Consider the following 21,398-nt stretch of genomic DNA (forward strand, 5'->3'; position numbering starts at 1 on the left):
CCCCTCGTCCAGGCCCGCCTCGGCGCGCTGGATGCGCCAGAGAAGCAGGGCCATCTCGTTCGGGTCGTTGCCCCGCACATCGGTGATCGCGGCGGGCCGGTCGACGTAGTCGAGGTAGCTGCGCTGCCCGCGCCAGTACGGCCGCGTGCCGCTCAGCTCGAAAGCCCAGCCCGGGAAGGTCTCGCGCAGAGACTTCAGGTCCTCCATGCGCTGCTCGCGGCGCGCGCCGGACGCGAGCGCCGCGAGGTCGACGGCCTGGCTCATCAGGCGCTCCAGCATCCCGGGGACCTTGGCCTCGGCCACCGGGTGCCCGCCGATCCAGTCCTCGGAGGGCTCGCGGATGGCGAGCCACGGGACGTCCTTGCTGTCGACGTACTCGATCTGCCAGTCGGGGTGGGCCTCGCGGAGCCGGGCGGCGCTCTCGGATATGGTCATCGTCAGCCGGACCTCACTTCCGGTCAGGCCCCGGACTCCCCACTGGGCTAACAGTGGGCCGGGGCCGCCTTGTTCTTGAGGGCCTGACGGCCTTATCGCCGTTCTGGACCCGTGCACCGATGCTGGTGCCTCACAAGGCAGGGAAGTGACACACCTGGTGTCACCGTGCTGAGCTGGCTAAATGACGCGCGCCCACTCGGCATATGCGACCAGAGGGTGCGGAGGCGACACGTGCAGGCGAAGAAGAGTTACCAGGGCATCTCGGACGAATGGATGCTCGCGCACGTGCTGGGGAGCGATCTGGCGGGCGGTCTGCAGCGAGGCGAACGCCTCGTCGCGCATACCCAGCCAGAGCTGCGCGCGGGCCAGGTCGATGGCGTAGTGGGAGCGGCGCTCGGGGGGCAGCGCGTCGAGACGGACCTTCCTCCGGCCGCCCCTGGCGTCCCTGGCGAGTTCGACAGCGCGCGTAGCGTCGCCGAGTTCGACGGCGACTGAGACCTCGTGCACATGCAGCGAGGCCGGGCCGAAGGCCGTGCCGTTGTAGACACCCTCGCGAACGCCCTTCGCCAGGCGCCGGGCCTGCTTGAGGTGCTGGTCGACGACCGCGGAGTCCTCGGTCAGTCGGGCGGCCACCACGGCGGCGCGCATGTGCAGGGCGCCAGCCGCCGCGCGCAAGTCCGGTGTGTCCAACTCGGGGAGGTCGTCCAAGGCGGTCTCCAGGGCGCGCAGCCCCGGCGCGAGGTTGCGGCCAGCGGCGAAGAACACCTCGGTCCGCACGTAGGCCGCCGTGGCAATCAGCGCCGGATCTTCGGCAATGTCGGCCGACCGACGCATCAGCTCGATCAGCCGGGCCGACAGGTCGTAGTAGCCGTACTTGTAGGCCACGGCGTCGGCGGACCGGTAGGCCGCGGCCAGCAGGCTCGCGGCCGGGCGGCGGCGCGGGCCTCCGTCCAGCACCGCGCGCGACAGCTCCGTCAGCAGCGGCGGGAGCTCCTCCGACAGCCGGGTGTACTGCGAGGTTAGCCGTCGCTGCGTCGCGGTCACGGTCGCCTGCTGCAGCTGCTCTATCGGGCGCACAGGCCCGTCGTCGGGGATGTCGTAGGCGTCGATCGCCGTGCGGATGTCGGGCACTGCGGCGTGCACCCGGCTGTCGGTGCGGACCCGGCGGCCGGTGAGGGCGTCCGGCTCGATGCCAAGGGCGGCGGCGACCGACACCAGGACGCGGTCGCTCGCCGAGCGGGAGCCCTGCTCCACCTTGCGCAGCATGCTCAGCGAGATGTGCGCGTCCTCGGCCAGCCGCGCCTGCGTGAGGCGGCGCGCGACACGCATGGCGGCGATGCGCTGGCCGACCTGCCTATCCGGGGTCACCGCGGGCTCCGTGGGTAGGTCCTGGATGCACCGTACATCTCTGCCGCCCGCGGCCACCGGATTTCAGCGCAGCAGCGCCGGGAGGTCGGTCAGACGGTCGACCAGCCAGTCCGCGGCCTGCCCGCCGTCCGGATCGTCTGCCCACAGGTAGCCCCATGGGCCCCGGCGCACCAGCGCCGTCCGCAGTCCGGCGGCCTTGGCCGGCCCGATGTCGTTGGCCGGATGGTCGCCCACGTACACGATGTCGCCGGGCGCGCCGGGCGCCCACTCGATCAGCCGGGCGAAGAACGCCGGATCCGGCTTGGCCACTCCCCACTCCTGCGAGGTGGCGATCGCGTCGGCGGGCAGGTCCAGGGCACGCAGGCAGTCACCCGCACGCGAGGTCTGGTTCCCCGCGACGCCGACCCACAGCCCTTGGGCGCGCAGCTCCGACAGGGCCTGACGGACGTCGTCGTATAGATCGGTCTCGCTGATCTGCTCACCGCACCCAGCAGCGATGCGGGCACGACGTTCGACGGCCACATCGAGCTCCGGCCGGATGAGCCGAAGTGCGTCAGCGTTGTCACGCCCCTGGGCGGTCACAGCCCCCACAAGCGCCGACATCGTGTGAGGTGGGACGCCGAGCCAATCGGCCCACGCTCGCCACTCCCGGGAGTCATCCACCAGGGTCTCGCCGACATCGAACACCACAGAGATCACCGCACTAGCGTACGGGCGGCCCTCCGTCCGGTCCCCCAGAGTTCCCGAAGCCTTCCCGGCGGTGCACATCGAGTGCACCTGGGGCCGGGAAGAGTAGAGATTGCTTCGGGAACTCCAGAGAGGTGTTCCGCCAGGTCAGCCCGGCGAGTCGGGGTCCGGCCGCAGGTCACCCCAGGGTGCCCGGCAGAACATCCTGAACTGAACGCGGGACGTCCCGATAGGGCTCTGACCTGCGGCGCGGCGTGTCAGCCGTCCTGGGAGTGCACTTCCAGTGCACCCTGTTCGCCGTCGACGACCTCGTACTGCGACGGGTCGAGCGTCAGGACCCGCGCGAAGACGCCATCGATGATCTCCGTCATCCGGTCCTCGCGGTCGGGCAGCAGGTGCCCGTAGAGGTTCAGCGTGATGCTCGGCTTGGCGTGCCCCATCCACTCACACACGGCCGGTATCCCCTCTCCGCCGGCCAGCAGGACCGAGGCGAAGTAGTGCCGCAGGGCGTGCATGCCGTTGGCGTCGCGCGCCCTCGCGGGCGCCGCCGGGTCCGGCTCGCCGACGATGCCCGCGCGTCGCAGGGCGGGACGCCAGACGTTGGCGTTGAACCGCGTCCGCCGCCAAGCGGTCGGCGGCTCGGGCTTCGCGCCCTTCGGGTGGCGCCGGGAGGGTTCGGCGGGGAAGAAGAGCTTGACCGTCACCGGCTTGCCGTCGGGCTTCTCCCAGGGCAGCGTGACCTTGACCGGCGGGTGGAGCCGCGCGTGCTCGGACAGCTGGGTCTTCACCGCCTCCGGCAGCCGGACCTCGCGCTCCTTCTGGTTCTTGGGGAGCGCGAAGACCAGAACCCACCTGCCATCCTCGGTGCGCATGCGCTTGACCTGCCGCCTGATGCGCACCTTGGGCTTGGCCTTCAGCCACTCGACGTCGTCGGGCGAGAAGCCGAATATCTCCCCTTGCCGCATGCCGAGCCCGACGCCGCAGTCGACCATCACCTGGTATGCCTCGGGCAGCTCTTGACGCATCGCCGCCACCTGCGCCCCGGTCCACGGCACGATCTTGGGCTTGGTGACCTTCGGCAGGGTGACGAGCTTGGACTTGACCGGATTGCGGTCGATCGCCTCATCCTCGATCGCGCACACGAAGACGGTGCTGACCAGCCGCACGACCTTCCGGATCGACGTGGCATCCAGGCCCGACCGCTTCATCGCCGCGAGCAGCCCTTGGATCAGGGAGGGCTTCTTCGAGAGGGTGCGCAGATCGAAGAAGCCGATGACGGGGAAGACGTGCTTGGCGAGCTGCATGGTGATCTCGGTGCGCGAGTTCTCGTCCAGCTCCCGCACCGAATGGATCGCGCGGGCGTACTCCTCGAAGGTCATCTCGCCCGTGGCCGGGTCAACGTACGAGTCGGTCTTCAGCTCGTGATCGATCTCGGACCAGAAGGCGTCGGCATGGACCTCGGGGTCCTTGCCCTCCTTCTTGGCGAAGTTGCGGGTGCACTGCTTGCCGCTCACGTCGTACCAGCGGACCTGCCAGCGCAGGCCCTGGCCGTGGGAGGCCGAGGGGTAGTACTCCGTCGCCTTGGTGCTGTGCCTGCACGGCTTGACCGGCTTGCCGGTCGCGGGATCCTTCCGGGGTTTACGGGTGTGCCATCGGTCGTAGACCGCCATCGATTCTCCGAAGGGTCGGCTGCCCGCGCGGGGCAGCACTCACCCTCGCGGCGGGAGCTGCTGGTGATGGATGCATCCGCAGGTGATGGGGGCGGGGAGCCGCTGACGCAGTGGCGGCGCGGGACCGGGGGCTTTGGACACCTCGGCCACCGCGCCAGCGGTGATCCCTGACCACGGGCCTTACGGTCTGTCCATAGTGGGGCCTGAATCGATTCACGTCAAGAATTTGTACCGTACGAATTTCACTGTCATGATATGGAGTGTGGCGGTGAATGATCACGCGCGGAGGTGGCCGTGACTCGAATATCGCCCACACTCAGACAGCGCCGCCTCGGCATGGTGCTGCGCGAGCTGCGGGCCGAAGACGGCCGCACCGCTGCCGAGGTCGCCGCGGCTCTGGGCTGGACCCGGCAGAAGGTGATGCGCCTGGAGGCCGCGCCGCGCAAGCCGATCGTCGCCGAGGTCATCAAGCTCCTGGACGCCTACGGCGTCGAAGACCCACGCCGCGAAGAGATCCTGCAGCTGGTCTCCCAGGCTCGCGAGCGGGGCTGGTGGGACACCTACCGCACGCAGATAAGCCGGGACTACGACGCCTACATCGGCCTGGAGGCCGAGGCCGTCAGCCTGCGTACCTACGAGCTGTCGAACATCCCCGGCCTGCTCCAGACCGCCGGGTACGCACGCGCGCTGATCACCGGCCGCCGGCCCGGCCTGGACCCCGCGGACGTGGACGCGCGGGTGCGGGTGCGGACCGGGCGGCAGGAGCACCTGCTCACCGGCCCCTCGCCTGTCCACGTCTGGGCCGTCATCGGCGAGGGCGCGGTGCGGCGTGAGGTCGGCGGGCGGGCGGTGCTGCGCGAGCAGCTGGAGCACCTGCTCAAGATGATGGAGCTGCCCAACGTCATCCTGCAGATCCTGCCGTTCTCGGCGGGCGCGGCACCGGCCAAGGGGCCGTTCGTTGTGATCGACTTCGCCGAGCGCAGCGACCCGGAGGTCGTCTACCTGGAGACCCCCGGCGGCGCGATGTGGATCGAGGACCCCGAGCAGGTCGGCCAGTTCCTGCGCGACCACGTCCAGCTGATCGACACCTCCCTGACGGAGGATCACACGCGGAGGCTCATCGCTAGGCTGGTGGGTGAACTTCCCCGCTAGATTGGCCACGCCGTGAAACTTCAACCATGCGCCAACTGGCGCAAAAGCAGCCACAGCGACGATGACGGCAACTGCGTCGAGGTCTCCCGCACCCCGCGCGCCGTCCGCGTCCGCGACTCCAAGGACCCCGGCGGTCCTGTGCTGAATCTCCGTGAGGCGGACTTCGCCCGCCTGCTCGCCTCGATCAAGGCGCCCGGCGAGTAGCCAGCTTCCTGGCGACGCCCGCCAGCAACGGCTGTGGACCGACCGGAGCATCCTCGCCGGTCCGCCACCGCTGCGCGTCCACCAGTCCCGGCTCCAGCATCTCCAGCCCGGCGAACGCGGCCTCGATCTCCTCGCGCGGCCGGACATGCTGCTGGGGGTACTCCTCCCGAATGCGCGCCAGCAGCTCCGGATCGTGGCCCTCCAGCGCCACGTGGGAGATGGCCAGGTGGCTGCCGGGCGGCATCCACCGCACGTAAGGCGCGACGATGTCCGCGGGCGGCTCGGGCATGTAGTGCAGCACCGCGGACATGAGCACCACCACCGGCCGGTCGCGGTCCAGGAACGCATCGGCGCGGTCCAGGATCGTGGCCGCGTCCTGAGCTGGCGCCTCCACATACTCGGCCCTCTCGTCCGCCGCGAGCAACGACCTGCCGTGCGTGAGGACGACCGGGTCGTTGTCCACATACAGGACCCGCGCTTCACGGGCGATCCGCTGCGCGACCTGGTGGACGTTGTCGGCGGTGGGCAGGCCGGAGCCGATGTCAAGGAACCGGTCGATCCCCTGGCTGGCCAGAGTTCGCACGACCCGGATCATCCATGCCCGGTTGGCGCGCGCCAGGTCGGCCAGCTCAGGCCAGTCCCGCAAGAAGCGCTCCGCCAGGGCCCGGTCCACCGCGTAGTTGGCCTTGCCGCCGAGCAGATAGTCGTACACGCGGGCAGCGTGGGGCTGGGAAACATCGATCTCGTGCATGCCACTCACTCCTCATTGAGTGCTGCAGGCGTCAGGGGAGGCCACTCCATGGCGGGCTGCCCGGCTGGACGATCGGCCAGCTGAAGGTAAACAGGGCGGGGGCGTCGGCGTCCTCGCCCGGCGTGCCGCCGACTGGCGCCGCAGGTTCGTCCGTCACCTGCGGCTCGGACGACTGGGGGGCGTCGGGCACCTGCATCCCACCGTCCTCGGCGGGCGGCTCGGCGGATTTCACGCTGGCGTCCAAGGTCGGTGGCGGCGCGAGAACGCCCTCGGTCGGCGCGGGCGTCGGTTCCGCGGCTGGCCCAGCGGCGGGCTCGGCAGCGGGCTCGGCGGAGGACGCAGGCGTCGGCGTCGGCGTCTTGGATTCTCCCGGCTGGGGTGCTGGTGAAAGAGTCGGCGCGGGGCTCGGCGCAGACGTCGGCGCGGGCGGTTGTGCGACCTCCTCCGGCTCGACCTCCTCGGGCTCGGCGTCCGCCCTGGCTCCCAATGAGGGCGCCGAGGCGCCCTCCTGGAGCGATCCACCCTCCTCGCGCCGGGTGAGGGGCAGCTCGGGCAGTGCGGGCGGCAGCTCCTCGGGCGCCAGGATGCGGGCCTTGACCACGTCGCGGTGATGGTGGACGGGCCCGAACACTCCGTCCATCGCGGGCAGCACCGCGGGCCCGGTCGCGATCGCGGCGGCCGTGGCCAGCGGGGCGACCGCGCCCATGGCGGTGCTCGCCGTTCCCGCCATGGGCGCGGGAACCATGACCCCCGGCAGGATCTCGCGCAGGCTGCGGACGCCGAGCAGGGCGGGCAGGATCGCCACGCCCCACAGGCGGCGCTCGCCCCGCGCCGCCGGACCGCTGGCGCGCCTGGGCACGCGGCGGCCCCGAAGCTCGCGAAGGACTCCGCGCGCGTCCCCTTTGCCGAGCCAGTCGGCCAGGGTGACGAGCGTCCCGTCGGTGGCGTATCCGGCCAGCGGGCGCGGGAGTGCGCGGCGCTGGACGGACTCGACGCCCTCCGCCGGGACGGTCGCCTCGCCTGCCGCCAGCAAGTAGGAGTGCAGATCGTCCGCCGTGGCGATCCCGTCGCCGAGAAGGACGATCAGCATGCGGCGGCCGTCGGCCAGCGGCACGCGTCCCGTCCGCCAGTCGTCCGGCGCGTCGAGCAGCGCCGCGAGTTCCACAGGAACCGGGTCCGCACCCGGCATGTGGTCCAGTTCGTCCATGAGGGCCTGAAGGCGAGCGATCTCCTCCTCGCGCGCCTGGTCCTCCTGGTAGGGATCGTGCATCCCTGTCCCCTTGCGTGGTCCGCCCCCGGTCCCGCCTGGGTAGTTGAACACGTCACGACGTTGTGTTGGTGACGTTCATCGCTCCGTGAGCGATTCGTTACCTTACGCCCGATCCATTTCCTTCCGACTGGACGGCGCCGCGGCGGCACGGGCGCCGCCGCGGTGACGGCTCTTCTTCAGCCGGTGGGATGTCACCGCGATGATCGCGTAGACGCGGTCATCCTCGGGCGCGTCCGGGGAGTCCCAGATCGTCTGAAAGAACTTGTCGTCACCGACGATCTCCGGATACCGGGCTCCCTCGGGAAGCTCGGTCAGGCTCGCCAGAATCGTCCAGGGTTCGGAATTGGATTCAGGCGCCGGCTCTTGCCTGCCGATGGGCGTCGGGTCGCGCCCGGCGATCACGGCCTCGACACTGCCGCGCTCCCAGCGCAGGGCGTCCTCCAGGTCTCGCAGCACGCCGCGCCGCACACTCGCGCGGTCCCCGCGCTCGATCAGACCGATCGTGGCGAGCGAAGGACGCCCCCCATTCTGCGCGCTGAGCTCGGCCTGGGTGACGCCGAGCTCGTCGCGCCGTGTGGCGACCGCGTCGGCCAGGAGCTCGCGCTGCCGGGGACTCAACTCCACGGTCCTGCTCATTGGTGGCTTCCCGGTTGACGGCAGAACGGTCGTAGTGTCCCTCATTCCTACGCACATGTAAACGTCCCTTGGCGTACGTAGACGTCTGTTCGTTACCGATAGACGTTTCTACACGTATCTCATGCCTAGCTACTTGCTACATACGCCTAGCTATGCATACCATCGGGCCATGGCCCAACCGATGACCCCCGCGTCCGGCGGCGACCCCGAGGAGTTGCTGCTCACGCCGGAGCAGGCTTCGCCGCTGATCAAGAAGACGCCGAACTGGCTGCGGCGGCAGGCATACGCGCGGACCATCCCGCACCACCGCATCGGCCGCACGATCCTCTTCTCCCGCGAGGACCTGCAGCAGATCAAGGCCGAGGGTGCACAGCCCGCCCGCCGCCGGACCCGCAAGAGGAGTGCGTGATGGCCGAGCCGCACCCGCTGCCCGCGCTCGCGACCCCGAAAGAGGTCGCCGCCTACCTGCGCAAGTCCCCCAAGACCTTGGCGAATTGGCGGTCGCAGGGGATCGGGCCGAAGCCCCGCAAGGTCGGCCACTCCGTGCTCTACCGCAGGCGCGACGTGGACGCCTGGCTCGACCGGACCTGAACAGACGAAGGCCGGGGCCTGCGCTACCAGACCCCGGCGGGTGCGGAGAGGACCTCCTGCACCTCCGATCTTACGAGAGGACCCCCTGATGGATCTGGTCTTGGAGACCAAGGCGCAACCGGATGAGACCGTCCACGCCGGACCGGCGATGCTCACGCCCGCGATCGACGAGGACTACTGGCTGTACCGCGTGAAGCTCAGCGAGCGCCAGGCGATCGTCGGCTTCCCGAAGTTCGGCCTGATCGGCATCGGATTCGCGGTCGAAGAGGACTGGAACACCAACCTCCCGTCCGGCTGTGACGCCGAGCAGATATACGAGCACATCGCCCACAACAAGGGCGACGACTCGATCTCCCGCGAGGACTGCCTGAGTGCGATCCGGATGATCCAGGACGCGGTCCGCGAGGCCGGTGCCTGACATGAGGCTCCCCAAGAGCATGCGCAAGTGGGGCATCCCGATCGGCCACCTGTACGAGGCCAGCGACCCCGACGGCCCGCCGAGCGAGCCCGCCGACGTCGTCGCGCAGATGCCCGACCCGGACCAGACCCCCGCGTCCTCGGACGCGGGCGACGGCGAGGTCGTGGTCGTCGAGCACCTGGACGTACCGCCGGAGCGGCGGCCGTGGGACACCGCCGTGGCCCCGGTGCGTCAGCCGGCGCCGACGCCGAACGACAAGCCGGTCATCCTCCCGCACTGCAACGGCCGACACGGGATCGAGGAGGGCCTCGCGCGCTGCGAATGGTGCGACGCGCTGACCGACCTGATCACCGCCCACAAGGCACTGGTGCAGCGCGTGGTCGACCTGGAGCGGCAGGTCGCCGAGCTGATCGAGCGGGACGACCGGCGCGTGATGGACGGGCGGCGTTCATGAGCACCGACGACCGCGCCGCCTTCGTGGCCGGACTCCGGGAGCTGACGGAGTTCTTGGAGGCGCACCCCGACCTGCCGCTGCCCCGGCCGGATTTGTCCTTCTCGGTCCGCGAGGGGGACGACGCCGACGAGCGCGCGGAGGTCGATCGCATCGCGGAGATCCTCGGGGCCGAGCCGGAGGAGACGGCGGACGGCGGCCACTACACCGTCGCGCGCTCGTTCGGGCCGGTGACGTACGAGGCCGTCGCGATCACCTCGGCCTGCATGGCGCGGTACCGGGCGCTCATGACGTACGGCGACGCGGTCGAGCCGGAGAGGGCAGCGTCATGACCGAGCACCTCGACATGACCGAGCACCTCGACGCCTTCGAGCGCGACCAGCTCGCCCGCGCCGAGCGCACCATCCGCAAGGGCCTGAAGGTCTTCGTCACCGTGGGCGCCGCGCTGCTGGAGATCCGCGACAACCGGCTCTACCGGGAGACGCACGAGACCTTCGAGGCGTACTGCGCAGAGCGGTGGGGCCTGTCCAAGACGCACGGGAACAGGCTGATCCAGGCCGCGCAGGTCGTCGCCGAGCTGCCGGACGTCACCTCCGAGCGGCAGGCCCGCGAGCTGGCCCCGCTGCTCGACGACCGGAGCCGGATGCGCCGCGTGTGGGACGCCGTCATGCACCGCACCGGCGGCAAGCCCACCGCGAAGGCGATCCGCGAGGTCGTCCACGAGACCATCCCCGAGACGCCCGCCACGCCACTCCCTCTCCCGGGCGAGGCGGGCAAGGTGCCCCCGGCCGCGTCCGGGAACCCCGTGGCCGGGGGCACCCATCACCCCACCGAGCTGCCCGCCGCCCCGCGAACTCCCCTTGTGCGGGGCGAGGCGGGCGAGGGCGCCCCGGCTGCGCGAGGGGAAGCACGCGCGGCCGGGGACGCCCCCACCGAACAGACCACCGAGCCGCCCGCGAGTGACCGCGCGGGCGAAGGAGGCGGACCCGCCGGGCCCCTCGGCCCACCCGGCCGCTCCGCCTCGGGTGCCCCGGACGACGCGCCGGGGGGTCGCGTCTCCGGGGCACCCACCGAACCCGGCCAGCCCCCGGCGGGGACGGACGCACCGTCCTCCAGCTCTCAGGTGGACGGCGCGGACGGCGCCCCTCCCTCCGCTGGCCCCGTGGCGGAGGGCGGGGAGCCCGTCCTCACCGACGCCGAGATCCACCAGGTGCTGACCGACGAGTGGTCGCCCTATCACCTGGACGGGTTCGGCTGCCGCCTGGCGCTGGTCCACCAGGCCGAGGGCGCGACCTTCGACCGGGCGGTGGCCGCCGCCATCCGGCAGAGCTGCCGCCCCGGCCAGCTGATCGAGCGGGCGAAGGCGGTGACGGGATGACCGCGCTCACCGCCGAGCAGATCGAGGTGCTCAAGGGGCTCGACGCCGCGTTCGGCAGTCAGCCTTCCCTGGCGGCGACGGGCCGCAAGCTCGCCGACCAGTTCCGCACCCAACTTCCCGACCTCGATGACCTCACCCTCGGCCGCGTGCTGCTGGAAGTCGGTGCCCGGCTCGCCAACGCGGTCATGGAAATCGACAGGTCCCGCGGCGCCGAGGCGACCGAAGTGTGCGTCGCGATCAGCGCCATGGCCAGTGCCTACGCGTGCGCGGCCATCGCCCTCACCGAGATCCACTGGAAGGACATGCCGTCATGATCGTCACCCACGCTGCCCGGGACACGATCCCGGCACGCCTCCGCCGCACGCTCGACGACCTCGCCGACCGCTGGCCGGTCGGCATGACCGTCCGCCACCGCAACGGCTGGACCGGCCAGGTCGTCCCGGACTTTGCCGGCAACGTGCACGGCCTGGACCTCCCCGGCGCGGCGCACTGCCTCACGGGCGAGGGCCCCGGCGACGTCGCCGTGTGCGTCGAGGCCACGATCAACGGCCACGTAGCGACCGTGTGGTACCGGCCGTCGGTGCTGAGCCTGAGCGGCAAGTCCAGGCCCGCGCCGAAGCCGTCCGCCCGCCAGCGTCAGCGGACCCGGAGGGTCTCATGAGGACGCTCCTCTACCTGTGGCGAATGCTGCCGCCGGTCGGCCGCGTGGTCGTCCTGGCCGCACCCGCGGTCGGCTTCGCCGCGGTCATCGCCCTGTGGATCGGGGGCCGGTCGTGAACAGCCGGATCCTCAGCGACGCCGCCGACCACATCGAGCGGTACGGGTTCTCGCCCGGCGAGTTCCACAAGACGATCTTCGAGGACGCCGAGGGCCGCGAGGTCGATCCGCTCAACCTGACGGGCGCCCACCGGCGCCGCGACTCCCGCCAGTGCCCGTGCTGCCCGCGCGGTGCGATCGCCGTCGTCACCGGCCACGTGCCATTCGCCGTGGAACTGTTCTTCGATAAGCCGGACGACCCGGCGATGCGTGCCGCCGAGCGGGCGCTGGTCGACTACCTGATCGACGTCGCGGAGTGGATGCCTCGCAGGGCGCGGGCCAGGAGCTGGCTCCCGGACCGCGCGCCTGAACTGATCGAGTTCTGGGCCGACGAGGACGGACGCACGCAGGACGAGGTCATCACCACCCTGCGCGCCGCCGCCGAGCACGAGCGGAAGGCGGGTCGCTGATGAGCCGCATCCTGACCGCCGCGCAGGCCGCCGAGATCCTCCGCATCGACGAGGACGACGTGCTCGGCATGGTCGCCTCCGGTGAGCTGACCGCGCTCTACCGGGACGAGGCCGCCGACGAAGTGCTCATCGCCGAGAGCGGCCTGCGCGAGTTCCTCGCCGCGTCCTGGGTCGTCCAGCCGTGGGAGGGCCTGCGATGACCCTCACTCAGCGCATCGCCACCTGGGGTGCGCGCCGCATCGCCGGGATGTTCGCCGGACGCGCCCTGACCGCCACGATCTACGGCGACTGCCATCGCGGCCACCAGATCACGGCGGACGTGATCGAGCGCAGCGGCCGGCTCGGCGCCCGCGCGCTGGCGGCGGTCTGGTGCGAGGCCATGCTCGCCGACGTCCCGCGCTCAGCACGCCGACGCGGCAACTTCCGCCCCCTTCTGATGACGCCCTGGGGGCAGCTCGCCCCCGAGGACGCGCCCACGTCCGCCATGTGGATGGCCCGCCTGGTCGCCGCGCACGCCTCGCGCGACTGGGACATGTGCCGGGCGCTGGTGGACGCCGTCCCCGACGACCAGATCGAGGAGCACCTCGCGCTGCTGCTGCACACGGCCGCCGCCGCCACGATCGCCCGCCCCCAAGGGGTCCTGTGAACTTCGCGACCTCGCCAGCCTCTCCCCTTCCTCCGACCGACTCCCTGGAGACGACATGAGGATCTACGTCTCAGGCCCGATGCGCGGGCTGCCCGCCTTCAATCACCCCGCGTTCGAGCGGGCGGCCTGCGCGCTGCGCGGCCAAGGGCACGAGGTGTTCTCGCCGCAGGAGAAGAACGAGGCAGACGGCTTCGACTTCACCAGCATGAGCGGCACCGAGGACCTCGCCGAGATCGGCTTCGACCTCCGCCGCTCCCTGGCCCTCGACCTCGGATGGATCTGCGCTGAGGCCGAGGCCGTGGTCGCCCTGCCCGGCTGGCGGAGCTCGCGCGGCGCGCGCGCCGAGGTCGCCACGGCCCTTGCCCTGGACCTCCCGGTCTGGCCCGCGAAGGCGTTCCTTCTCGCGGGCGCGGACGCTCCCAAGATCGGCACAGCCGAGCGGCTGGTCGCCCTGTTCGGGAGGGAACCCGAATGAGCGCCTGCCCGCGCCCGGACAAGGACCCCTTCCCGTCCCGCGCGACCGCCTGGGTCGTGATCAAGAAGATGCCGCGCCATAAGCGAATCGGGCTCATGCCCTACCGCTGCCGCCCCGGGTGCGGCCAGATCCACATCGGCCGCCGCATCCGCCGCCCCCTCGTGGCCTGGAGGAGTGAGCCGTGAAGATCGAGGACTTCCCTCCGAACGAGCAGCGCGCCCTGGCGCTGGCCAAGGTCGCCCTCACGGCGTACATGGCCGGTGCCCACCAGACTGCGGTCGAGACCATCAAGCAGATCGAGACCGAGACCGCGGCCGTGGACCTGGCTCTGCTCGCCTGGTGCGACTGGATGGCGCAGGCGCTCGGCGTCTCCGGCTACCGAGGGCCGGTCAAGCTGTTGTTCGGCGGTATGGGTGAGAGCGGCTCGATCGAGCGCATCACCGGCGCTGAGGCGGTCGACCGCCCGGAGATCGTGTGGGCCGGGCAGCTCATCGTCGCCCGGATCGCGCAGGACAAGGACATCTACGGCGCGCTGATGCTGGCGCTGCCCCACGACCCGGCGGCGGTCGGCCGCCACGTCCTGGCCGTCCTGGAGATCGCCGCCCTCAGCATGCGCGGCACTTTGACCGAGCACCAGCTGGCCACGCTGGTCCGCACCTGCCACCGCGACGGGCTGATCGGCGACGAGGCGGCGGTGACGACCCTGGCCGAGTCCGCAGGCATCGACCGGGGCCGCGCCGCGGCGCTACTGCTCGCCGCGACCGCGCCTGAACGCCACGACGACGGGAGCTGGACGCCGTGACGGGGCGGAGGATCGGCGCGGCCGTCGAGGTCCTGCCGCATGACGCCGACCGGGACCAGTGGCTGGCCGCGCGCCGCCCGCTGGTCACGGCCTCGGACATCGGCGTCCTGCTCGGCATCTCACCGTACGGCTCGCCCTTCAATCTCCACTGGGTGAAGCGGGGCGAGATCCCCGAGGACATCGACAACGAGCGGCTGAGCCTCGGCCGGCACCTTGAGCCGTGGGTTGCGGACCGGTTCGCCGCGGTGCATCCCGAGTACCACGTCGAGCGGGCCGGGCTGGTCGTCAGCACCGAGCGCGGCTACCAGGGAGCGACGCCCGACCGGGTGCTGTGGACCTCGGAGGGCGACATGGTCGCGGGTGACGTCCCGCCCGAGGGGGCGCTGGAGATCAAGACCAGCGCCACGTTCGAGGAGTGGGGGCCGGACGGCTCGGACGAGGTCCCGCCGTACATCCGCGCGCAGGCGCTCTGGCAGCTCGACACGATGGACCTCCCGTGGGTCGTGGTCGCCTGCCTCTTCCTGCTCACGCAGAAGATCCGCGTCTACCGCATCGAGCGGGACGAGACCGACATCGCCCTGATGCGCGAGCGCGCGGCGGCCTTCCTCGCCGACGTCGCCGCCGAGCGGGTGCCCGACATCGACCACACCGAGGCGACCGCGCAGGCCCTGTCGCTGCTTTACCCACTGGGCGGTGACGGCGAGACCGAGATCGACTCCGCCCTGGCCGCCGACTACCGCGAGGCGAAGGCGGAGCTGGACGCCGCCCGCGTCCGCTACGACCTGCTGACCAACCGGGTCCGCGCCGCGATGGGCGAGGCCGACGCCAAGTACGCGATGAGCGACGGCACGAAGGTCGCCGTCCGGTCGGTCTATCCGCAGTCCGGCTGCGACATGGACCGGCTCCGCGCCCGCCACCCCGGCGCCTACGCCGACTGCCGCACGACCCACCAGGTCGACAAGATCACCCCGTCCAAGATCAAGAAGGAAGCCGCATGAGCACCGTCTCGCAGGCCGTGGAGAAGGCGGGCGAGGGACCCGTCAAGATCATGTGGTCGCGCCGCGCCCACTTCGACGCGATCGCGCCCGCGCACGTGGACGTCGAGGCGTTCCTCGGCACGGCCGCCGCAGCCCTATACTCCAACGCCCGGCTGATGGAGGCCGCGACGACGTCTCCGGACTCGCTGATCACCGCGATGCTGGAGTGCGCCGCCCTCGGGCACCTGCCCGGCACGCCCGACTACTACCTCACGCCTCGCAAGGCCAAGGGCCGCTGGCGCATCCTCGGCATCGAGGGGTACCGCGGCGTGATCGAGCGAATGTACCGATCCGGCGGAGTCGCCTCCGTCCACGTCCGCGAGGTCTGCGCGGGCGACGCGTTCCGGTATGTCGAGGGCCAGGACGACCGGCCGTACCACGAGGTCGGCGGCCGGGGGCAGACCGGCGCCGACTTCTTCGGCGAGAAGGGCAACCGCGAGCGCGGCGAGATGGTCGGCGTCTACGCCTACGCCCGCCTCACGACCGGCGCGTGGTCCCGCGTCGTCCTGCTCGACCGCAACGACGTGATGGCCGCCAAGGCATCCAACGAGGGCAGCGACGGCGAGTACTCCCCCTGGCAGCGCCTGGACGCCGGGCCCGAGCACCCCGAGCTGCGCGGCCGGTCGATGTGGTGGAAGACCGCCGCCAAGCGCCTGGAGCCGTGGGTCCCCACGTCCGCCGAGTACCGGCGGGAGATGCTGCGCGCCTCCGCCAAGGCCGCGGACCTCCGCCGTTCTTCCCTGCCGCCCCCGCCCGCCGACGAAGTCCAGGACGCCGAGCTGGTGGACGAGCCCACCGAGCAGGACAGCCCCACCCACTACTCCCCCGAAGAAGTCGAGGAGATGTCATGAAGCGCCTCCCCCTGGCCGCCGCCGCGCTCGGCGGACTCCTGCTGCTCGGCGCCGCTGGCTGCGAAGGCAAGTACGCCGAGCCGTTCAAGGACGCACCGCGCAGCCGGATCGACAACGGCGCGCCCGCCGACCTGATCCGGATGCCGGACGGCTTCTCGAACGCGGCCACCAAGTGCGACCACGGCAACCGGATCTACGTCGCCTACCACGGCGAAAACCCCTACGCCGCGATCGCCGTCGTCCCCGGCGACCCGACCTGCGCGGGGCAGCGATGACCGCCCGCGACCACTTCCGCGAAGCCGAGAAGCTGATCGAGCAGGCCGACGCATGGATGGACGCCGACCTCGGCTGGAAGGCGTCGTTGTCGGCCCGCGAGCGCATCGAGCGCCGCCAGGCCGACCTGTTCGCCGCGATCACGCACGCCCTGCTCGGGCTCGGTGAGGCCCTCGACTCCGGCACGGCCGTCCCGCTGCTCGACCTGCCCATGCGTACCGACCTGCCGAAGGAGACCTCATGACGAACGACACGCGCCTGGTGACCATCGTGCTGGACCGCTCCGGCTCGATGATGGCGACCAAGGCCGACGCCGAGGGCGGCCTGCGCGCCTTCCTGGAGACGCAGAAGGAGGCGCCCGGCCGGACCCTGGTGACGCTCCGCCAGTTCGACAACGAGCACGAGACCGTGTTCGAGCGCGTCCCGCTCGCCGACGTCCCCGCCTTCGAGCTGAGGCCACGCGGCATGACCGCGCTGCTTGACGCGATCGGCTCCACGATCGCGTCGGTGAACGAGCACGTCGACGGCCTGGACGAGGACGACCGCCCCGCCGAGATCGTCTACGTGATCATCACCGACGGCCAAGAGAACTGCTCGCTGGAATGGACGCTCGACCGCGTCAAGGAGGCCATCACCGCCGAGCGGGACAAGGGCCGCGCGGTCGTCTTCCTGGCCGCCGACCAGGACGCGATCACCGTCGGCGCGTCCATGGGCATCGGCGCGAACACCTCGATGTCCTACGGCGGCGACAACACCGCCGTGGCGATGGCGTCCACCGGGGAAATGCTCACCCGGGGATCTCGGTCGGGCCGGTACGAGTTCACCGACGACGAGCGCGACGAGGCGACGTCATGATCAACCGCCACGCCCGCGCCCTTCACGTCGGGGACGTGATCCGCTACGACCCCGACCACCAGCGCGACGTCCGCTACCGGGTGTCCGACCCGCCGGTCCGCACCCGCGACGGCGAGTACGCCCTCGCCGGCTTCCTGGACCTGGACACCAGCACGCCCGGCATCGGCTACTGGCGGGCGCTGGCCGACCTGCCCGTGGAGCCCGCGCCCGCGGAGCGTGCCCGGTGACAAGCCAGGTCCAGCCGTGCGGCTCCCGCGCCGCCTACCAGCGCGAATACAGGAAGCGGATGCCGCTCCAGGTGCGCGTGCGTCACGCGCTGCGCGAGGAGGCCCGCCGCGCCGCCCTCGTCCGCCTGGCCGAGGAGCAGCCGGACCTCATGGACGAGCTGATGGCCGAGCTGATGGCCGATGGCGGCAAGCAGTGGCAGGTGCGGATCGCCGCCCGCCACCGCCTCGCCCACGAGTGCCCCGAGCAGTTCGCCCGGCTGTACGCCAAAGAGAAGGCCCAGAGAGGACTGACTTGATGACCGCCGAGATCCCCGCCCCTCAGATCCCCCAGTCGCTGCACGCGGCCATGGCCGAGTGGGGCCGCCACCATCACGCGATCGCGGAGATCGACGTCGAGCTCGGCGACCTGGACGCCGTGATGGACGGGCTGCAACGCCAGCTCACCGACGCCTCCAAGCGGCACCGCGACCTCGGGCGCGTCCGGACGACCGCTATGGCGGAGGCCGAGATCGCGCGCGGCATGGTCGAGCGCGGCTGCCAGCTGGCGGGCATCGAGATGCCCGAGCAGCCGCCCGCTCCGATGCCGCCCGCCGAGCCCGCTGGCATCATGCCGGTGCAGCTCGCACCCCCGTCCCCGGCCGACCGGGTCGGCGACCCAACGCCGCACCCGCCCGGCATTGAGGCCGCGCCGTCCGAGACGGTCACCGACCCCGCCGCGCTGGAGGCCGGGCCGCTGGACGCACCGACCGCCGGAGGTGATCAGCCCGCCGTCGAGCCGGGCTTTCAACCCGAGACCCGTCGCCGCGGTGGAGGCCGCCGTGGGTGACCAGGTCCCCGGCTGGCACATGGTGCTGGCCTGCCTCGCGGTCGCCTGCTGGCTCGCCGCCTGCACCCTGGCGACGGCCGCCGCGAGCGCGCCGCGCCGGACGGTTCGCCGGCGTCCCCGCTATGTCGGCAGGCACGGCGAGGGCCGGGTGATCGCGTGACGGTCCGCAAGATCCGCGCCCATGTCGAGATGGGGATTCAGACGGTCACCGAGTACCTCGACCTGCCTGACGGCTGGGACGACTGGGAGGCGTCCAGGCGGGACGCCTACCTGGTCGAGACCGCCGTGACCCTACAGAACAACGAGGCCCCGTGCGGTGCCTGCGTCGTCGAGGTCGACGAGAACGACCGGGAGATCCGCGTCGTGGACGACAACGAGCAGGACGGTGCGTGATGGCCGACTACAGGCGCCGCGAGCGCCACTTCATCCGGACCGAGTACGTCCTCGACTCCGGCACCCCGTGGGGCGAGGTCAAGAAGGCGTTCGCCGGTATCGAGGTCGACCTCGGCGAAGACGCCCGTTGGGACGACGCCGCCCGCGTCGAGGCCCGTGACGACGAGATCGTCATCTGGCACGAGCGGGAGGTGACCCGCGATGGATGAGCAGTGTGAGGGCCGGGCCCCGATCCCTGTGCCGTGCGCGCATCGCCCCACGGTCGGCGGCCTGGTCGTGCCCTGGGTGACCCTCCGCCACCCGCACGCCGGGTGGCTGCTCGGCCGGACCCGCTCCGACCTCATGGCCGCGTGCGTCCGGGAGCGCCGCTGCCAGACGTGCGGCGAACCGCTCGGCGCGCGGGTCGTGGTGATGTGCCGCCCCGAGGACCTCGCGCAGGGGTACACCGCCGAGCCCGGCATGCACCCCGAGTGCGCGGCCTACGCGGGCAGGGCGTGCCCGATGCTCGCCGGGCGCATGGACCACCACCACCGCCACCCCGTCTCCATGGCGCACCTGCGATGCGACAACCCGGCCTGCGCCTGCCAGGTGTGGGGCGATAGCCCCGACAGGCAAACCCGCGCCGGGCAGCCAGCCGACGACTACATCGCCGTCTGGCTGGACGCCCGCGACTACCGTCCCGCCGTCGACGAGCGCGGCAAGGTCCGCGGGGTCGCGCTGCGCGGCGTCCGGTTCCTGCGCCTGCGTCCCATCCCGGGGCGCGAGCCATCGAGCGAGACCACGCGGGCGATCCACGCACTGGACGCGATGCGGCAGCTCATGACCAGCCCGCCGCCCGCCCTCGATCCGGAGGTGACCCGCTCATGCCCATGACGATCAGCGAAGCGCAGGCGGTCAACACGATCCTGCGCTGGATCACCGGCCAGCGGGGCGGAGAGGACGGCCGTCCCGCCACCGGCGACCGTGCCCGCACCGAGGCGATGTGGCTCGCGAGCCGCGCCCACGCGGTGCTCGGCGCCGGACTCACCGCCACCGACGTGGCCGAGAACTGGCCCGACGACGCGCCGGGCGAGGAGGGGTCGTGAGCCTTCCGACTTACGAGCAGGCGTGGGAGTCCGCTCGCGACGAGCGCCCGTTCTCCAACGGCACCGAGGGTTACGCCTGGCTCGACAACTGGTGCGGGCGCTGCATCAACGACAAGCCCGCCCGCGACGGCCGCGACGACGAAGGCTGCCCGCTGATCCTTGTCTCCCTCATGGGCCGCACACCGATCGAGTGGATCGAGAAGCGAGACCCGGAGAGCGGACTCGTCCGTCTCGGCGACTCCTACCACTGCATGTACTTCCGCGACGAGGACGACGGCGGGGACCCGGAGCCGACCCCGATCCCCGACCCGCCCGGCCAACTCACCCTGACGCCACGCGAGCCGCACGAGCGGGCCCGGATGCTGACCAGCTACCCCGAGCCGGTGAAGGCGGGAGGTGGGTCGTGAGCGCGGACGTGAAGGCGATGTGCGCCCGCCTCGTGGACGAGCGCCTGGAGGAGCTGACCTCGGAGCGATGGGCCGCCGCGTTCACCGCACACCTGGACGAGCTGGAGCTCCTGTACGGCGACGACCCCGCGATGACCATCTACGTGGAACGTTCCAGAGCGCAGCTCGCCGGGCGGGAGGTGACGCCGTGCTGACCTACCTCCTGTTCTGGGTCGCGGCACTGCGCGACCGTCTGGCCGACGCGGTGTTCCGGCGGCGGGTCGTGGAGCTGGACGACATGCCCGGTCACCCCGAGCGGCTCCGGCCGATCGGGGACCTGGACGCCGACACGGCCTTCTGGAACACCGCCGAGCAGCTGCTCGGCGACCCCGAGGACCCAGACCTGGCCGACGTCTGCGAGGAGCTGCGATGGATGCGGTGACCGCGGAGGTCCGCGTGCCGATCGCCGAGATCCGGATCATCGACCGGCACCGCCGCGACATGGGCGACCTGGACCGCCTGATCTCCTCCATCGCCGACCTCGGGCTGATCCAGCCCGTCGTGCTCGCCGGCGACCGCCGCCTCATCGCGGGCGTCCGGCGGATCGAGGCGTGCAAGCGGCTCGGCTGGTACGACATCCCGGCCAAGATCGCCAACCAGCTCATGGACGCCGCCGCGTGGCTGCGCGCCGAGCGGGACGAGAACACCTGCCGCAAGCCGATGACGCCGAGCGAACTCGTCGCGATCGGGCTGCAACTGGAAGAGCTGGAGCGGCCCAGGGCGCGTGAGCGGATGGCCGAGGCGGGCCGGTCGTCGGCGCCCGGCAGGCCGTCAGAAAGGTCTCGTCCTGCGACGCAACCTTTCCGCACCGACGACGTGGTGGGCGACGCGCTCGGGATGGGGGGCAGCACCTACTACCGGGCCAGGACCCTGGTGACCGCCGCCGAGGCGGGCGACGCGCGCGCCGCCGAGGCGGTCGCCGAGATGGACCGCACCGGCAAGGTCACGACCGCCTACCACGCTTACCGGCGCGACGTGCCCTCCGACCGCGGGGCGCCCGCGCCGCGTTCGCCCGGCCCGACCCGGCGGGAGTCGCCCGCCCGGGTCGCGCAGCGCTCCGCCGTCGCCTCCGCCGTGTCCACCCTGCGGGGCCTGGCGCTCGGCCTGGAGGACGTCGGCGTCCTCGACCCCTCGATCACATGCGAAGAGGCCGCGGCTTGGGACCGCGACCTCTCCAAGGCGCTGCGCGTCCTGCGCAGCCTGCAATCACAACTGAAGGACCACGCCAATGGTAGCCACTGACGC

41 protein-coding genes are annotated in these 21,398 nt (G+C 71.6%); 34 read left to right on the forward strand and 7 right to left on the reverse strand.

The window, feature by feature from the left end; translation table 11 throughout:
- The 4 genes from E1264_RS17710 to E1264_RS17725 form a co-directional block, all read right to left on the reverse strand.
- On the reverse strand, nucleotides 1-435 hold a 435-nt coding region (locus tag E1264_RS17710), incomplete at its 3' end, for a hypothetical protein (protein ID WP_132174813.1).
- Between the two features lie 177 nt (nucleotides 436-612).
- Nucleotides 613-1,803, reverse strand: coding sequence for a helix-turn-helix transcriptional regulator (locus E1264_RS17715; RefSeq protein ID WP_243710996.1), 1,191 nt, complete (start codon nucleotides 1,801-1,803; stop codon nucleotides 613-615).
- Nucleotides 1,804-1,866: 63 nt separating this feature from the next.
- Nucleotides 1,867-2,571 carry an HAD family hydrolase gene (locus tag E1264_RS17720; RefSeq protein ID WP_132174815.1) on the reverse strand — a complete coding sequence of 235 codons (705 nt, stop codon included), beginning with the start codon at nucleotides 2,569-2,571 and terminating at the stop codon, nucleotides 1,867-1,869.
- Nucleotides 2,572-2,747: 176 nt separating this feature from the next.
- A complete protein-coding gene (locus tag E1264_RS17725) occupies nucleotides 2,748-4,160 on the reverse strand; it encodes a site-specific integrase (protein ID WP_132174817.1) in 1,413 nt (470 codons plus the stop codon).
- Between the two features lie 294 nt (nucleotides 4,161-4,454).
- Between E1264_RS17725 and E1264_RS17730 the strand changes: the two genes are divergently transcribed.
- Both E1264_RS17730 and E1264_RS17735 read left to right on the forward strand, forming a co-directional pair.
- Complete coding sequence (locus E1264_RS17730; protein WP_132174819.1) at nucleotides 4,455-5,312, forward strand: helix-turn-helix transcriptional regulator; 858 nt, start codon at nucleotides 4,455-4,457, stop codon at nucleotides 5,310-5,312.
- Between the two features lie 12 nt (nucleotides 5,313-5,324).
- A complete protein-coding gene (locus E1264_RS17735) occupies nucleotides 5,325-5,516 on the forward strand; it encodes a DUF397 domain-containing protein (RefSeq protein WP_207935988.1) in 192 nt (63 codons plus the stop codon).
- Here E1264_RS17735 and E1264_RS17740 read toward each other — a convergent pair.
- The 3 genes from E1264_RS17740 to E1264_RS17750 all read right to left on the reverse strand — a co-directional run bounded on the left by E1264_RS17740 (nucleotide 5,497) and on the right by E1264_RS17750 (nucleotide 8,173).
- Complete coding sequence (locus tag E1264_RS17740; protein ID WP_132174823.1) at nucleotides 5,497-6,267, reverse strand: SAM-dependent methyltransferase; 771 nt, start codon at nucleotides 6,265-6,267, stop codon at nucleotides 5,497-5,499. The two genes, E1264_RS17735 and E1264_RS17740, sit on opposite strands and share 20 nt — an antisense overlap.
- 31 nt (nucleotides 6,268-6,298) lie before the next feature.
- Nucleotides 6,299-7,537, reverse strand: coding sequence for a hypothetical protein (locus E1264_RS17745; protein ID WP_132174825.1), 1,239 nt, complete (start codon nucleotides 7,535-7,537; stop codon nucleotides 6,299-6,301).
- A 102-nt stretch (nucleotides 7,538-7,639) separates the two neighbouring features.
- Entirely contained in the window at nucleotides 7,640-8,173 is a 534-nt protein-coding gene (locus E1264_RS17750; RefSeq protein WP_132174827.1) for a helix-turn-helix domain-containing protein, read from the reverse strand.
- Nucleotides 8,174-8,342: 169 nt separating this feature from the next.
- On the opposite strand from E1264_RS17750, the gene E1264_RS17755 reads away from it, so the two are divergent.
- The 32 genes from E1264_RS17755 to E1264_RS17900 all read left to right on the forward strand — a co-directional run bounded on the left by E1264_RS17755 (nucleotide 8,343) and on the right by E1264_RS17900 (nucleotide 21,395).
- The gene (locus tag E1264_RS17755; RefSeq protein ID WP_165964220.1) at nucleotides 8,343-8,582 is read left to right on the forward strand and encodes a helix-turn-helix domain-containing protein; all 240 of its coding nucleotides are present in this window, start codon (nucleotides 8,343-8,345) and stop codon (nucleotides 8,580-8,582) included.
- A complete protein-coding gene (locus tag E1264_RS17760; protein ID WP_132174831.1) occupies nucleotides 8,582-8,764 on the forward strand; it encodes a helix-turn-helix domain-containing protein in 183 nt (60 codons plus the stop codon). Before E1264_RS17755 ends, E1264_RS17760 begins: the two co-directional genes overlap by 1 nt.
- 88 nt (nucleotides 8,765-8,852) lie before the next feature.
- The gene (locus E1264_RS17765) at nucleotides 8,853-9,182 is read left to right on the forward strand and encodes a hypothetical protein (protein ID WP_132174833.1); all 330 of its coding nucleotides are present in this window, start codon (nucleotides 8,853-8,855) and stop codon (nucleotides 9,180-9,182) included.
- Nucleotide 9,183: 1 nt separating this feature from the next.
- Entirely contained in the window at nucleotides 9,184-9,636 is a 453-nt protein-coding gene (locus E1264_RS17770) for a hypothetical protein (RefSeq protein ID WP_132174835.1), read from the forward strand.
- Nucleotides 9,633-9,965: a hypothetical protein gene (locus E1264_RS17775; protein WP_132174837.1), complete on the forward strand. Its 333-nt coding sequence runs from the start codon at nucleotides 9,633-9,635 to the stop codon at nucleotides 9,963-9,965. The genes E1264_RS17770 and E1264_RS17775 overlap by 4 nt, the downstream gene beginning before the upstream one ends.
- Entirely contained in the window at nucleotides 9,962-11,011 is a 1,050-nt protein-coding gene (locus tag E1264_RS17780) for a hypothetical protein (protein ID WP_132174839.1), read from the forward strand. The genes E1264_RS17775 and E1264_RS17780 overlap by 4 nt, the downstream gene beginning before the upstream one ends.
- Nucleotides 11,008-11,325: a hypothetical protein gene (locus tag E1264_RS17785; protein WP_132174841.1), complete on the forward strand. Its 318-nt coding sequence runs from the start codon at nucleotides 11,008-11,010 to the stop codon at nucleotides 11,323-11,325. Before E1264_RS17780 ends, E1264_RS17785 begins: the two co-directional genes overlap by 4 nt.
- Nucleotides 11,322-11,672, forward strand: coding sequence for a hypothetical protein (locus E1264_RS17790; RefSeq protein WP_132174843.1), 351 nt, complete (start codon nucleotides 11,322-11,324; stop codon nucleotides 11,670-11,672). Before E1264_RS17785 ends, E1264_RS17790 begins: the two co-directional genes overlap by 4 nt.
- Nucleotides 11,669-11,788, forward strand: a complete 120-nt coding sequence (locus tag E1264_RS45355; protein ID WP_165964221.1) for a DUF4175 domain-containing protein — start codon at nucleotides 11,669-11,671, stop codon at nucleotides 11,786-11,788. The genes E1264_RS17790 and E1264_RS45355 overlap by 4 nt, the downstream gene beginning before the upstream one ends.
- Nucleotides 11,785-12,237, forward strand: a complete 453-nt coding sequence (locus tag E1264_RS17795; RefSeq protein ID WP_132174845.1) for a hypothetical protein — start codon at nucleotides 11,785-11,787, stop codon at nucleotides 12,235-12,237. Before E1264_RS45355 ends, E1264_RS17795 begins: the two co-directional genes overlap by 4 nt.
- A complete protein-coding gene (locus E1264_RS17800) occupies nucleotides 12,237-12,437 on the forward strand; it encodes a hypothetical protein (protein WP_132174847.1) in 201 nt (66 codons plus the stop codon). The genes E1264_RS17795 and E1264_RS17800 overlap by 1 nt, the downstream gene beginning before the upstream one ends.
- Nucleotides 12,434-12,883 (forward strand): hypothetical protein, encoded by a 450-nt coding sequence (locus tag E1264_RS17805; RefSeq protein ID WP_132174849.1) that lies wholly within the window; start codon nucleotides 12,434-12,436, stop codon nucleotides 12,881-12,883. The genes E1264_RS17800 and E1264_RS17805 overlap by 4 nt, the downstream gene beginning before the upstream one ends.
- 55 nt (nucleotides 12,884-12,938) lie before the next feature.
- Entirely contained in the window at nucleotides 12,939-13,358 is a 420-nt protein-coding gene (locus E1264_RS17810; protein ID WP_132174850.1) for a DUF4406 domain-containing protein, read from the forward strand.
- Nucleotides 13,355-13,543: a hypothetical protein gene (locus E1264_RS17815; protein ID WP_132174852.1), complete on the forward strand. Its 189-nt coding sequence runs from the start codon at nucleotides 13,355-13,357 to the stop codon at nucleotides 13,541-13,543. The genes E1264_RS17810 and E1264_RS17815 overlap by 4 nt, the downstream gene beginning before the upstream one ends.
- Nucleotides 13,540-14,160 (forward strand): hypothetical protein, encoded by a 621-nt coding sequence (locus E1264_RS17820; RefSeq protein WP_132174854.1) that lies wholly within the window; start codon nucleotides 13,540-13,542, stop codon nucleotides 14,158-14,160. Before E1264_RS17815 ends, E1264_RS17820 begins: the two co-directional genes overlap by 4 nt.
- Nucleotides 14,157-15,158, forward strand: coding sequence for a YqaJ viral recombinase family protein (locus E1264_RS17825; protein WP_165964222.1), 1,002 nt, complete (start codon nucleotides 14,157-14,159; stop codon nucleotides 15,156-15,158). Before E1264_RS17820 ends, E1264_RS17825 begins: the two co-directional genes overlap by 4 nt.
- Complete coding sequence (locus E1264_RS17830; RefSeq protein ID WP_132174858.1) at nucleotides 15,155-16,048, forward strand: recombinase RecT; 894 nt, start codon at nucleotides 15,155-15,157, stop codon at nucleotides 16,046-16,048. Before E1264_RS17825 ends, E1264_RS17830 begins: the two co-directional genes overlap by 4 nt.
- Nucleotides 16,045-16,323, forward strand: a complete 279-nt coding sequence (locus tag E1264_RS17835) for a hypothetical protein (RefSeq protein WP_207935989.1) — start codon at nucleotides 16,045-16,047, stop codon at nucleotides 16,321-16,323. Before E1264_RS17830 ends, E1264_RS17835 begins: the two co-directional genes overlap by 4 nt.
- On the forward strand, nucleotides 16,320-16,565 hold the full coding sequence (locus tag E1264_RS17840; RefSeq protein WP_132174860.1) for a hypothetical protein: 246 nt from the start codon (nucleotides 16,320-16,322) through the stop codon (nucleotides 16,563-16,565). The genes E1264_RS17835 and E1264_RS17840 overlap by 4 nt, the downstream gene beginning before the upstream one ends.
- Nucleotides 16,562-17,176: a vWA domain-containing protein gene (locus tag E1264_RS17845; protein WP_132174862.1), complete on the forward strand. Its 615-nt coding sequence runs from the start codon at nucleotides 16,562-16,564 to the stop codon at nucleotides 17,174-17,176. Before E1264_RS17840 ends, E1264_RS17845 begins: the two co-directional genes overlap by 4 nt.
- The gene (locus tag E1264_RS17850) at nucleotides 17,173-17,403 is read left to right on the forward strand and encodes a hypothetical protein (protein ID WP_132174864.1); all 231 of its coding nucleotides are present in this window, start codon (nucleotides 17,173-17,175) and stop codon (nucleotides 17,401-17,403) included. Before E1264_RS17845 ends, E1264_RS17850 begins: the two co-directional genes overlap by 4 nt.
- Nucleotides 17,400-17,699 (forward strand): hypothetical protein, encoded by a 300-nt coding sequence (locus E1264_RS17855; protein ID WP_132174866.1) that lies wholly within the window; start codon nucleotides 17,400-17,402, stop codon nucleotides 17,697-17,699. The genes E1264_RS17850 and E1264_RS17855 overlap by 4 nt, the downstream gene beginning before the upstream one ends.
- The gene (locus E1264_RS17860) at nucleotides 17,699-18,229 is read left to right on the forward strand and encodes a hypothetical protein (RefSeq protein ID WP_132174868.1); all 531 of its coding nucleotides are present in this window, start codon (nucleotides 17,699-17,701) and stop codon (nucleotides 18,227-18,229) included. Before E1264_RS17855 ends, E1264_RS17860 begins: the two co-directional genes overlap by 1 nt.
- Nucleotides 18,222-18,389, forward strand: coding sequence for a hypothetical protein (locus E1264_RS43425; protein WP_165964223.1), 168 nt, complete (start codon nucleotides 18,222-18,224; stop codon nucleotides 18,387-18,389). The genes E1264_RS17860 and E1264_RS43425 overlap by 8 nt, the downstream gene beginning before the upstream one ends.
- Nucleotides 18,386-18,622 carry a hypothetical protein gene (locus tag E1264_RS17865; protein ID WP_132174870.1) on the forward strand — a complete coding sequence of 79 codons (237 nt, stop codon included), beginning with the start codon at nucleotides 18,386-18,388 and terminating at the stop codon, nucleotides 18,620-18,622. Before E1264_RS43425 ends, E1264_RS17865 begins: the two co-directional genes overlap by 4 nt.
- Nucleotides 18,622-18,831 (forward strand): hypothetical protein, encoded by a 210-nt coding sequence (locus E1264_RS17870; protein ID WP_132174872.1) that lies wholly within the window; start codon nucleotides 18,622-18,624, stop codon nucleotides 18,829-18,831. The genes E1264_RS17865 and E1264_RS17870 overlap by 1 nt, the downstream gene beginning before the upstream one ends.
- Nucleotides 18,824-19,495 carry a hypothetical protein gene (locus tag E1264_RS17875; protein ID WP_132174874.1) on the forward strand — a complete coding sequence of 224 codons (672 nt, stop codon included), beginning with the start codon at nucleotides 18,824-18,826 and terminating at the stop codon, nucleotides 19,493-19,495. The genes E1264_RS17870 and E1264_RS17875 overlap by 8 nt, the downstream gene beginning before the upstream one ends.
- Complete coding sequence (locus tag E1264_RS17880; RefSeq protein ID WP_132174876.1) at nucleotides 19,492-19,707, forward strand: hypothetical protein; 216 nt, start codon at nucleotides 19,492-19,494, stop codon at nucleotides 19,705-19,707. The genes E1264_RS17875 and E1264_RS17880 overlap by 4 nt, the downstream gene beginning before the upstream one ends.
- Nucleotides 19,704-20,114, forward strand: a complete 411-nt coding sequence (locus E1264_RS17885) for a hypothetical protein (RefSeq protein ID WP_132174878.1) — start codon at nucleotides 19,704-19,706, stop codon at nucleotides 20,112-20,114. The genes E1264_RS17880 and E1264_RS17885 overlap by 4 nt, the downstream gene beginning before the upstream one ends.
- Nucleotides 20,111-20,308, forward strand: coding sequence for a hypothetical protein (locus E1264_RS17890; RefSeq protein ID WP_132174880.1), 198 nt, complete (start codon nucleotides 20,111-20,113; stop codon nucleotides 20,306-20,308). The genes E1264_RS17885 and E1264_RS17890 overlap by 4 nt, the downstream gene beginning before the upstream one ends.
- On the forward strand, nucleotides 20,302-20,535 hold the full coding sequence (locus tag E1264_RS17895) for a hypothetical protein (RefSeq protein WP_132174882.1): 234 nt from the start codon (nucleotides 20,302-20,304) through the stop codon (nucleotides 20,533-20,535). Before E1264_RS17890 ends, E1264_RS17895 begins: the two co-directional genes overlap by 7 nt.
- Nucleotides 20,523-21,395, forward strand: a complete 873-nt coding sequence (locus E1264_RS17900; RefSeq protein WP_132174884.1) for a ParB N-terminal domain-containing protein — start codon at nucleotides 20,523-20,525, stop codon at nucleotides 21,393-21,395. Before E1264_RS17895 ends, E1264_RS17900 begins: the two co-directional genes overlap by 13 nt.
- Nucleotides 21,396-21,398 lie beyond the last annotated feature (3 nt).

Origin of the sequence: Actinomadura sp. KC216 (genome assembly GCF_004348535.1) — a bacterium.
GTDB lineage: Bacteria > Actinomycetota > Actinomycetes > Streptosporangiales > Streptosporangiaceae > Spirillospora.